We start from the raw sequence: 12,579 nt of genomic DNA on the forward strand, positions 1-12,579 counted from the left end.
AGAATAGCTTTTATCTTCTTCAGTGCCATCTTCCTTAACAGTCTTAACCTTGAAACTTGGATCTGTCCACGCTTCACCCTCATACTTGGCACCTCCGCCTAAATATTTTGCTGTATGCTCAGCAACCTTAGTAACATTTTCATTGGTGGTAAAAAGCTGTGAGCCATTAACCGCATCTGTCGAGGTTCCTGAGAGTTCACCAGAACTCACACCGGCGATTGTCCGTTCTTTACCGTCTTTGTTTAAAATACTTAGTTTAGTGCCGCCTGATGCCTTACCAATGGTGATAACAGTCGATTCCCCCGAACGGAGACTACGCGCTAAAGTAATCTCTTCTTCTTCCTTAACAAGGATACTATCTCTTACATCAGCAATTTCCTTATTTGTTGTAAATAACTGCGATCCATTCACTGCCTGTTGTGAAGTCTCAGTGAGTTCTGCAGCCTTAACTTTCTTTATCTCTTTACCTCCAGCATCAATACCATCGGTCGTTATTTTCGGACCATCAGTAATGACCAGACCTTTTGCATCTAGGGTGGTTGTGCCTGCCTTTAAGCTCGTTAATGCAACATCTTGAGCCAAATCAAATTTTACATTATTATCTTTATCGCCTTTTGTAATGTTAAGATTTGTACTTCCAGTGGAAAAATCTACCGTGCTTTCAATCGCAACAGCCTTAGAATTTGCACCACCAACAGAGAGTTTCCAACCTTTATCGGCGTACTTTCTTAGCGCTTTCAACTGCGCAACATTCACTGCATCTGTATCTGCACTACCAGCTGCTACCGCTATAATCTGTCGCGTTTTTTTATCACCAACACTTCCAATACTCACTGCACCTGATGTGCTTTTCCATGACAATGCACTATCTGTTGCATCTGCATTCGCTATAGGATCATAACCACTCACACCAGCAGCAATATTAGCGATAGAATCATCCCCTAAAGAAACACTTCCTTCTGTCCTTGCTTCTGCATAAAAACCCAAAGCAGTAGAATACTTTGCGATTGACTTTGCACGATGACCTATAGCAGTCGTAGCATACTCTAAAGCTTTAGAAACAGCACCAACGGCCGTCGAATAACTACCTGCCGCTGTTGTATGATCATCCTTCGCATCAGTTTCATGATACTCAGAACCTATTGCGACACTGCTCGCACCCAAGGCCTGAGCTGTGTAACCTATAGCAATGGTATCCTCTCTTGAGGCCAGCGAATCATGGCCTATAGCAATACCTCTATTCCCCTTTGCATTTGCTTGATAACCCATGGCTATACTATTTTTTGTTGTAGCCTTTGTAAAGGGACCTATAGCAATAGCACTGCTAGCCGATACCAATGAATTAACACCAATAGCGATCCCCTGTTTTTCCTTAGCTTCAGCTGCTAAACCTATAGCAATTGCTCTTTCAGCTGTTGCCAACGCTCCAACACAACCAGTTTTATCGCCTATATTTTTACAATCTGGGTCATCTCTACCTATTGCAATACTTGAATAAGTAGTTGCCTTTGCAGTATCGCCCAACATAATACCTTTATCATCTTTCGTGTCTCGCTGCAGTTCACTAACAGGAATAAGTTGTCTTGTTGTCAAAGTATTTATTGTGGAATTATTATCACTGTTACTAGAAAGAGTATTGACCAGAAAATTTGCGTAGTCACTGGTAGCATCCACCTTAGGTGTTGTCGCAACATTCAACGCTGTTATATAATTTTCCTTTGATGCATTAGAAGCATCTAACTCACTGTTATCGCCATCATAAGCAGAGATAACATTTCGTGGAGCTCCTACAACAGCGCTCTCGACACCTTCAAGGAATATTTTGCTTACATCGACATTTGCCGAAAAACTAGGAGAAACATTCGATAAAAACGCAACTATTGCAGCCAACAAAAGCCCCCTCACCAAAGACAACGGATAAGGAAAATGAATCCCATTTGCATCATCGTGTGCTAGTGTGGCATATGATTTTTTCATAATAAATTCTCCAATGAAAAAACTTAAAAACACCTCCAAAACATAAAAAAGACACATTTTAGCATTATTGATCTTCTCGGAATTCAGAATGGAGGATCGTTGCTTAGCGTGTGAACGTTTTGAGTCTTTGATCTTGTTTTGTTTGTGCTTTCTGTATTGAGACTTAAATGTTTGTTTTTGGTTCATGTTTTGTGGACATAAAGGTAATGCATTTAAAGTCTATGGGTTTTGATGTTCTGTTTTTCCTAAATAAAAAAGAGGTATTGCATATTTAATATTACTTTTTACTTTATAGTCTCTACTATAAAATCCTTTGAAAAAGGTTTTAGTTTTATTAGAAAGCATTTTTTTGTTAATAACAAGTAAAGTAAAAAGAAATTGTAATATGTTCGGGATATAGATTCCTTGGAAAATCGTTTTTTATTTAGGTTTTCTCTTTTTAAAATGTCATGTAATGATATATGCGTGATTTTGTGATGTGCCTTTTATTTTTACGCACTACTTATCTCCCCCTGAAAGTTATTTTATCAAAATGAGTCTTACTAATATACATTCCCGTATCGTTATAGACTGTTCAAGAAAATAGCAACATAAAAATATAACTTTTTAGCAATATGGATTCTATTTGTGATATTTTTGCAATAAAAGCATATAAGGGTCTTCTATAAAACCTTAAAGTTTATATCGTCATCAAATATTATGCTTATCTCTAGATAAATACTGTACGTCTGTAAAAAAAAATCACCCTCATTTCAATAAATAAGGGTGATTATTTTGTTCTGTTTTCGTTGTTCGTATTATTTTATTTTCAGAGTAATTGCTCCACCTATTCCCCAGTGACCACCAGCACTCGTAGCAGAGAGATTAGAGCGGATTTTTCCGTTCTCAGATGTATAACCAGCACCAAGAGCAAACGCAGATTGTCCACGCCATGCCCCGCTACCAAATGAGACACTCAAAGATCCTGGGTCGTCGAAGTAACGTAGGTTGGATACTGCTAGACCAACAGCGGCTGCTTGTCTTGCCTCTTTGCGTACACTCTTAATGTCATAACTTAAAATATTAAACTTCATATCTGTATATTGGTTAGCCCGATCAACAGCATCATCAATAGCATCGATAACGATATTATTCACCCGTTGATCCGTGTAGTGCTTTGATTGATCAAGAACAATTTTCATCTGCTGCTCAGTGTAGCCATGGAGCTGACCACCATTTACAGCTTCTTTTGATCCCTTCTCAATACGACCATCCGCAACATTATCAATCATAACAGGTTCACTTTCGTTGCCACCTTTTAGAGTGATCTTATTGGTCTTTTTACCATCAGCATCTTTATCATAGTTAACTGCACCATCAGAAAGATTATTAACCGTGTTCTCAATATTATCAACTCTGTTTTCAATATGGAAAACCGTTTCACCAATATCCGTAACCGTAGCGGAAATATTGTCGACTCTGTTTTCGATATGCTTAATATCTTTCTCAACGCCAGTGATACGTTCGTTGGTCTGCCAAAGCTGTCCGCCATTGACTGCATCTTTTGAACCTTCTGCAATTTTACCATCTGCTACATTGATAATCTTACTTTGTTGACCATCATGACTAGCGTCATAGGCTTTTTTCTGTTCATTCCAATTTAAACCATTGGACGAGACATTGTTTTCAACATTTTGAATGCGATTGTTTATCTTGGACATACTCTCACTCACGCCGTCAAAAGCATTGGCAACGTCATGATAGGTCTTCTTCTCACCAGAACTGCCGTCATTATTGAATTGTGCTATCTTGAAAGTAGGAGCGATCCATTGTCCATTATTATAGCCAGCGCCACCACCAAAATACGCAGCAAGCTGATTACTCATCAAATAAAGTTGCGAACCATTTACAGCATCCGTTGAGTTAGCAGAAATATCTCCATTCGCAAGAAACTTAATTTTGCTATTGGTTCTTCCCTCTCCATGCTGTGCTACAAATGCCTGCTCATCATTATTCCACAACAAGGCATCCCCTTTGACTTCTTGAGTAATATTATTGATTTGTTGTGTAAAATCATTAACCACATTTATTAAATGATCATTCACATGCTTCACATTTGCATCAAGACCCGTCAAAGCATCACCAACATTTTCAAAGGTTTTCTGAACCACCTTACCATCCGCAGAAACTGTAGATAAATTATACTCTGGTCCCCCAAAATAACCATCACTAAATTCCGCATTCCCACCAAAGTAATTTGCTATATCTTGGGAGATTTGATTAATTTGGTCCCCATTTACTGCATCGGTTGAATATTCAGCAATTTCGCCAGCTTTGACATTAAGGAGAGCTACTGGCTCTTTATTTTTATCGCCACCTAAAGTTATACTACCATAATTAACAGCACCATTTTCTTTATCGTAGAGAACTGCAGCAGCTGTTGTGAGATTAATATCCTTAGAAATCTTCTCTATACTTTTATCAAGCTGTTCTTTATTAACAGCTTCATCATTCCGCTCTGCAGCTTTTACACCGGAAATTGTACGAGCATCACCGTTCTTATTCGCAACATTGATTTTAGTTCCACCTGTTGCTTTACCAACAGTGATAGTACCTTCATTTTCCTCCTGCTTAACGAGGCTATTTTTCGTCGCATTCGTAATCTGATTTTGGATATTCGTGATAGAATTATCAACAGTACTAAAAGCAGATCCAAAATCATTATGTGGTTTGCCCTGAATAGTATACGTTGGCGCTTTACCATTAGATACATCTGCACCACCACCAAAATATTTTGATATATTTTTAGCAATTGTTGAAAGATTATTTGTGACAGTGGTAACATTCTGATTGGTCTCAAAGAGTTGTGAACCATTTACAGCATCGGTTGAATCTTCAGAAATATCTCCATTGGCAAGAAACTTAATTTTGCTATTGGTTCTTCCCTCTCCATGCTGTGCTACAAATGCTTTCTCATCATTATTCCACAACAAGGCATCCCCTTTGACTTCTTGAGTAATATTATTGATTTGTTGTGTAAAATCATTTGTCACATTTATTAAATGATCATTCACATTCTTTACATTTGCATCAAGACCCGTCAAAGCGTCACCAACATTTTCAAAGGTTTTCTGAACCACCTTACCATCCGCAGAAACTGTAGATAAATTATACTCTGGTCCCCCAAAATAACCATCACTAAATTCCGCATTCCCACCAAAGTAATTTGCTATATCTTGGGAGATTTGATTAATTTGGTCCCCATTTACTGCATCGGTTGAATATTCAGCAATTTCGCCAGCTTTGACATTAAGGAGAGCTACTGGCTCTTTATTTTTATCGCCACCTAAAGTTATACTACCATAATTAACAGCACCATTTTCTTTATCGTAGAGAACTGCAGCAGCTGTTGTGAGATTAATATCCTTAGAAATCTTCTCTATACTTTTATCAAGCTGTTCTTTATTAACAGCTTCATCATTCCGCTCTGCAGCTTTTACACCGGAAATTGTACGAGCATCACCGTTCTTATTCGCAACATTGATTTTAGTTCCACCTGTTGCTTTACCAACAGTGATAGTACCTTCATTTTCCTCCTGCTTAACGAGGCTATTTTTCGTCGCATTCGTAATCTGATTTTGGATATTCGTGATAGAATTATCAACAGTACTAAAAGCAGAACCAATGTCGTTATATTCAGTGTTCTGAATCGTATAGGTTGGTGCTTTATTAGTGACCACATCTGCACCACCGCCCAAATATTGAGATGTATTTTGAGAAATTTTTGCTAGATCATTCGTAACAGTGGCAATATTCTGATTAGTCGTAAAGAGCTGCGAACCATTTACAGCATCCGTTGAGTTAGCAGAAATGTCTCCATCCTTCAAAAATGTGAGTTTGCTGTCTGTCTTCTCTCCGTTTGCTACATGAAGAGCAACAAATGCTTGTTCATTTTCACTCCACAAGAGAGAATCTTTAGAAACACCATCAATTTTCTGAGTAAAGTCATTGACTACATATGTTAAGCGACTATTCACATTCTTTACATTTGCATCAAGCCCTGTCAAAGCGTCACCAACATTATAAAAGATTTTCTGTTCTCCAGAACCTTCGGCAGAAACTGTAGATAAATTATACTGTGGTCCTAAAAAAGCACCATCTCTAAATTCCGCATCACCACCAAAATAGTTTGCAACATCTCCGGATATTTTATTAATCTGGCTGCCATTAATTGCATCATTCGACCCTTCTGCAATTGTACCAGCTTGTACATTATGGAGAGCAACTGGTGCCGTAGTCTTATTACCCCCCAAAGTCACACTATTATAATTAATGGTGCCATCTGCATTTTTATCATAAAGAACCGCAAAGCTATTTGCTTCTTTAATGACCTTAATACTGTCCGTGATATCTGCAATTTCACCATCAAGTTGTTTTTTATTAACAGCTTCATCATCATTAACTGCTTCTTTCACACCGGAAATTGTACGAGCATCACCTGATTTGTTTGCAATATTAATCTCTGCGCCTTCTATATTCTTACCGATAGTAATACGATTTGTCTCTTCTTCTCGCTTAACAAGGCTATTGCTTTTTATGGTGTCAACAACATCTGCAATCTGACCATCGAGCTGTTGTTTATTAACAGCGTCATTATTGTTTACAGCAGCCTTTACACCGGAAATTATCCTATCTTCACCCGATTTATTTGCAATATTGATTTCAGAACCACCTGTTGCCATACCAATGGTGATACGACCTTCTTCTCCATCATCTTGCTTAACAAAACTATTTTCTGCTATTTGATTTTTTATCTCTTGTAGCTGCGCAAAATTCACTGCATCATCAGCTTCTTTCCCAGCTGCTACTCCTGTAATCTTTTGTTCGCCAGCATCAATACCATCCACAGTTATTTTAGCCCCATCAGCAAACAGAAAGCCATCACTACTCATAGAGGCGTTCCCTGCAGTGACACTTGCCACTGTAATATTCTTAGCTAGATCAAATGTCACATTATTGTTTTCCGTACCTTTTGTGATCTTAAGGTTGTCACTTGCAGCTGACAAATCTACGGTATCTTTTATACCAACGGCTTTAGCATCTTTACCCCCAACAGATAGTGTCCAACCTTGGTCTACGTATGATTGTAACGATTTTAGCTGTGCAACATTAACGGCATCAGTGTCGCCACTACCAGCTGCCACTCCTACAATCTGGCGCGTTTTCTCTGATTTAGCATCACCAACACTCACTGCACCTAGTGTGGCTGCCCATATCGTGCTGTCATCTTCTGACGAGCTTTTAATTAAAGGATTATAACCAAGTTTGCCAGCAGCAACATCAGCCACAGACTCGCTCCCAATCGCAACACCTAAATTTACCGTCGTTTTTGCATAAGCACCAAGAGCTATAGATTCCTCACTGTCCGCCTTAGCACGATGTCCAATAGCTATTGATTCTTCACCCTTCGCTATTGTACGCCCCTCAGAAGGGATCGGTTTACTACCTTGTCTACCTTCACTACCTATTGCAATACTTTTTTTACCTACAGCATACGCCAAATGACCTACAGCAACAGTATAGCTATTATCCACCTGCGCACCATAACCAACAGCAACCACATCGGGAGCATTGACTATTATTTTGGCGCCAAGAGCAGTAATATCACTATCCTTATGGAGTTTTTCGGCCTTTGTTATATCATTACCAAATATGACACTAGTACCCTGTACGTCACGTTGCATATCTGTATCGCGCTGCATTCTAGCCATAGAGTCATTGCGCGAAGGATTCAATGCATCAATAATCGCTGTATTCTCACCATCCTGTGAACTGATGATCAATTTTTTATATTGCCCGCCTGTATCTAATGTTCTTTCCAATGAGTTTTTGTCATCTGCCCTCAAAACATTCACAATAGGATCATCATTACTTATACCAGAAAGGGTTTTGATTAAAAAATTTGCATCGTCATCAGAAGCGTCAACTTTTGGCACCATTGCCACATTCAATGCTGTTAAATAATTTTCCTTATCACCATCATAGTAATCATACGCAGAGATAATGCTTTGCGGATAAACCACAGCGGCATTCTTCACATTTTCAAGAGATGCTTTTGTTAAATCGAGATTTGCTGAAAAAACAGGAGAAGCATTCGATAAAAACAATGCCACCGCAGTTCCCAACGAAGCTACTTTAAACAATGATGATCGATGATGTGAACGAGAAAACCTCAAATCACGCAGATTTTGTGTAGTATATAATTTTTTCATAAAAACCCCCTTCATAATAATAGATTAAAAACACAAAAAAGGTATGCTCTAGAACTCTAAAGCTTTCTTATTTCCCTTGCGTGTTCCTGCTTTTACAGCGTGTTTTAGGACATAAATAAAATTAAGACATAAACTGTTGTTTCTACAGCGTCTTTAGAGGGTAGTTAGAGGCAAGTTCGTGAAAGTCAATTTAAGGAAGGTAAAAAAACACTTAATATTAGAATTAATTTCGTTTTTTCTATCAAAGGTTGTGTGTCGTTTTTAGCTTTGACCTCTTTGAAAGAGATATAATTTTTGTACCTATTGATCATCCGTTTAGGCATCAGTTTATTTTTCGTGAATAAGATTTTTTACTTCATTAGAGGATTTATGAAAGCTTTTTACTAAAATGCCCCCGCTTTGATGAGGCAAGGGCAAAGAGCATATTTAAGAAAAGTTTTTTGCTTATCTAGTTCAGTATTAAATTAAGCCCAATACCTACACCCCAATGACCACCAGAACCCGTTGCGGAGAGATTGGAGCGAATTTTTCCATCTTCTGACATATAACCAGCGCCAATAGCAAATGCGGATTGACTGCGCCATAAACCACCACCAAATGATAGACTGATTTTTCCAGGAGTATCATAACTTAAATTAGACACTGCTAAACCAATCGCTGCTGCTTGTCTTGCCTCTTTCCGAACATCCTCAACAGTATAACTTAACGTTGCAAACTTCATATCCGTATACGAATTAGCCTCACTAACTCCATCTTTTACAAGATGAGAAACTTGCTCATCCGTATATTCTTTCGCTTTATCGAGAATCATATCTGTCTGCTTTTTCGTATAATCATGTAACTGACCACCATTCACTGCTTCTTTCGAGCTTTCTCCTACCTTCCCACCCCCCTACCTCTACATTGATAATCTTACTCGCCTTCTTATTCTTATCAACGCCACGACCTGCATTAAATGCATTAGCAATATCGTTATAGCTTTTTTTTCGTCTTTTCCATGCCGAGCCACAAATGCCCCTGCTCCATTACTCCATAACAAAGCATTTTTCTCGATGTTGCCAGAAATTTCATTATGAAGCTTCGCGAAAACACTATTTATGCCAGCAAAAGCTGCTGCAATATTATCATAGCTGTTCTCTTCAAAGGTTCCATCATCTTTGAAAACTTTCAGCTTGAAACTCTGTACTGTCCATTCTTTATTCTCATATCTAGCACCACCGCCAAAATATTTTGCACGCGTTTGATTTAGTGAATAAAGCTGTCCACCCCGTCACAGCATCCGTGGAACTCTTTGTAATAGCTCCTGCCGAAAGGGATGTGATCTTGCTGTTTTCTTGCTTCTCTCCATGTTTTGCAACAAAAGCTTGATCCTTTGTGCTCCATGACAAAGAATCCTGCACATCCCCTCAGAGACTCCTTTAATACGATTATTGATATTCTTGATATTGTCATCAAGACTTGTAAAATAAGTTAGAGTGGCTATATGATTTCTCTATTACCGTACCTTTTTCATCAATCTGATGATAATTTATAAGTAAGAGCTGTAAAAATACCGTCGCTAAAAGATGCTCCACTACCTAAAGATTTCGCAACTTTATCACCCAATGAATAAAGCTGACCGCCATTGACAACACCAGTGGAATTTTCCGTAACTTTATTTGCTACAGTATGAAGTGCAGCGGGAGCTGTAGTTTTTCCAAAAGTCACACCTTCATAATTAATAGTGCCATTTTCATTATTTTCTTTATCATAATAAACAACAGCAGAATCATTAGCAAGTTTCTCTAAACTTTCTTCAAGCTGTTTTTTTACTAACAGCATCATTGATGCTTTATCTCTCTTTGCTTTCTTAAAACCAGAAATTATCCGTAATTTATCACTTTTATTCGCAATATCAATTTTATCACCATCTATATCCTTACCAATGGTAATGTGTTTCGTTGCTGTTTCCTGTTTTACAAAAATACTCACTGCTACTTATTTTTTTACTTCCTTCAGTTGTGAAAAATTCACTGCATCAGTATTGCGAGTTCCTTCTGCAACATTTGTTACTTTTTACTTGCCGCATTAATACTACCGGTAGTTATTTGCGGGCCATCAATAATTACTAAGCCTATTGCATCTACTTTTGTTTTCTCTCCTAATGTTATGCTTTTCAATACTATGTCATTAGCCAAACCAAATATGAGCTTATTTTCATCGTCCTTATCTCTTTGTAACCCTGAGATTACTTCCTCCGAATGAAAATTTATTGTACTATCTGGCACCAAAATCTTTAGCTGTCTCACCAGCAATAGACAGTTTCCAACCTTTTTTCTTACGACTTCTTCTAAATCCTGCAACTGTCTAAGGTTCACTGCATCGGCAGGTTTGCTACCAGCTGCTACGCCTATAATTTGTCGCGTTATGTTCTTACTAAGAATACCAATATTCACTTCACCTTTCGTACTTTTCTATTGAGATTCGGTGTTTTTAGCCGGTCCTTGCAGAAGAGACATATACCCAAAAACGCCAGCAGCCCTACCAGGTACAGAGTTGTTCCCGATAGCAACACCCCATCAACCGTCACGTTAGAATAGGAACCTATAAAATAGCTTCTTGAGAAAATGCATATGCACCCAAGAGCAATCGAACCATACCCTAGGGCTTTAGAAACGGCTCCTACAGCTATTGAATAATCACTCTTCGCAGTTGTATAATTATTATCTCCATATTTGCTCTTCTTATTATATTCACCACCTATTGCGACACTGCTTTTCCCCAAAGCGTGAGCCATATTGCCTACAGTAACGCTCCATTCTTTTTCCCCTTGCGTTCCACTACCTAAAGCAATACTTGTGTTTGGAGTACGTTGCATACCTGTAAATCGTTGCATTCTTGTAATGAAATCATGTCGCAAGGTGTCAGATCCATCGATAATCCTTGCATCTTCGTTGTTTTCAGAACTCATTGTAATTGTAGAGTTATTGTTCATAACCAATTGCGAATCGGTAAGAAATCTCTCACTAAAACCATCCTTACTCTTAATAGAAAGCGTATTGACGAGAAAATTGATATAGCCACTATAATCTGTAGAATCATCCACTATTGGTGCCATTGCTGCTGTATTAAGTGCTGTTAAATAACTTGCTTTTAATAAATCAAAACCTTTTGAGAGAGCCCCAATGCTGTTAGAGTTAGCATACACAGAAAGGAGCATTTTTCCTTGAGAATAGCTCTTTGTTGCTTTTTCCATGGCTTGAAGCAGCTGTTCTATTATATCAATTTTTCGCCAAAACAGGAATAGCATTCGATAAAAAAACAACTATCACAACTCCCAATGAAAACGTTGCTACAAACAACCGATAAAATAAACGCTGAAAACTTGAGCTATTTCCCTTGAATATGATCAATAATTTTTTCATAACAAACCCTTAACAAAAAACCATGTCTAAAACATAAAAAGACATATTTTGAATTGTAAAAATTTGCACTATTTGCTTTTCATACTCGTAATTAGATTAAAACAATTTGGAGAAATTAAACTTTTACTATGAAGCTACAAAAAAGGAAACTGATTAAAAAAACATAATATTTTGAATTATTCTATTCTTAAGATAATTTGTCATTTAAAAAACAAGACTTTCAATGAAAAGTTATAACGATATCAACATAAAGCATACGTTTAAAACTATACGCAAATAAAAGCTAAAACTGTCTTCTTTTAATAAAGGGTATATTCGTATTTACATTGCTTGAAGCATTTTAATAAATCAAAATAATAGGATAGAGCAATAAGATTATTACCTAATTATCAAAGAAAAATAGCAATCAATTTTTTGAATCTTTACCACTAAGGTCTTTTATTCTCAACAAAATTTGTAATAAGCTTTTTATATTCGGATTTTATATAATTACGAGAGTTTTTACATTTAGAATAGCTTTAGAGAACTCTGGAAGAAGGTAAAAAAATTGCCCTTTTCTTAAATAAGAAAAAGGCAATTCAATTTTATGGATTTAATCGTTTATTAGTTGAGTATCACATTAACCCCTGCACTTATACCCCAGTGCCCTCCAGAAGTGGTAATTGACAAGTTGGAACCAATATCACCGTTCTCTGAAGTATAACCTGCACCAAAAGCAAAAGCAGATTGACTGCGCCACAAACCACTCCCAAATGCGATTGTTAATTTTCCAGGAATATCACTATAGCGTAAACCAGCTACCGCTAAACCAACAGCTGCTGCTTGCCTTGCCTCTTTTCGAACATCCTCAACAGCATAACTTAATGTCGAAAACTTCATATCCGTATACGAATTAGCCTCATTAACTCCATCTTTTACAATATGAGAAACTTTCTCATCCGTATACT

7 protein-coding genes and 3 pseudogenes are annotated in these 12,579 nt (G+C 37.5%); all 10 read right to left on the reverse strand.

Features of this window, described 5'->3' with window-relative positions:
* A pseudogene (locus ACFIJK_RS08215) lies at positions 1-1,977 on the reverse strand (hypothetical protein); the annotation flags it as partial.
* Positions 1,978-2,774: 797 nt separating this feature from the next.
* On the reverse strand, positions 2,775-8,228 hold the full coding sequence (locus ACFIJK_RS08220; protein WP_375627460.1) for a Vomp family autotransporter: 5,454 nt from the start codon (positions 8,226-8,228) through the stop codon (positions 2,775-2,777).
* 448 nt (positions 8,229-8,676) lie between these two features.
* Positions 8,677-9,114: pseudogene (locus ACFIJK_RS08225) on the reverse strand (YadA-like family protein); the annotation flags it as partial.
* Between the two features lie 322 nt (positions 9,115-9,436).
* Positions 9,437-9,628 carry a hypothetical protein gene (locus ACFIJK_RS08230; protein WP_375627462.1) on the reverse strand — a complete coding sequence of 64 codons (192 nt, stop codon included), beginning with the start codon at positions 9,626-9,628 and terminating at the stop codon, positions 9,437-9,439.
* Between the two features lie 112 nt (positions 9,629-9,740).
* Positions 9,741-10,199 carry a hypothetical protein gene (locus ACFIJK_RS08235; protein WP_375627463.1) on the reverse strand — a complete coding sequence of 153 codons (459 nt, stop codon included), beginning with the start codon at positions 10,197-10,199 and terminating at the stop codon, positions 9,741-9,743.
* A 6-nt stretch (positions 10,200-10,205) separates the two neighbouring features.
* Positions 10,206-10,253: pseudogene (locus tag ACFIJK_RS08240) on the reverse strand (hypothetical protein); the annotation flags it as partial.
* Between the two features lie 23 nt (positions 10,254-10,276).
* The gene (locus ACFIJK_RS08245) at positions 10,277-10,663 is read right to left on the reverse strand and encodes a hypothetical protein (RefSeq protein WP_375627464.1); all 387 of its coding nucleotides are present in this window, start codon (positions 10,661-10,663) and stop codon (positions 10,277-10,279) included.
* Positions 10,660-11,427, reverse strand: a complete 768-nt coding sequence (locus ACFIJK_RS08250; RefSeq protein ID WP_375627465.1) for a hypothetical protein — start codon at positions 11,425-11,427, stop codon at positions 10,660-10,662. Before ACFIJK_RS08250 ends, ACFIJK_RS08245 begins: the two co-directional genes overlap by 4 nt.
* 61 nt (positions 11,428-11,488) lie before the next feature.
* A complete protein-coding gene (locus ACFIJK_RS08255) occupies positions 11,489-11,632 on the reverse strand; it encodes a hypothetical protein (RefSeq protein WP_375627466.1) in 144 nt (47 codons plus the stop codon).
* A 603-nt stretch (positions 11,633-12,235) separates the two neighbouring features.
* The coding region (locus ACFIJK_RS08260; RefSeq protein WP_375627467.1) for a YadA-like family protein at positions 12,236-12,579 on the reverse strand (344 nt) is incomplete at its 5' end.

Origin of the sequence: Bartonella sp. PS17NMGDW (assembly GCF_042193555.1) — a bacterium.
Classification (GTDB): domain Bacteria; phylum Pseudomonadota; class Alphaproteobacteria; order Rhizobiales; family Rhizobiaceae; genus Bartonella; species Bartonella grahamii.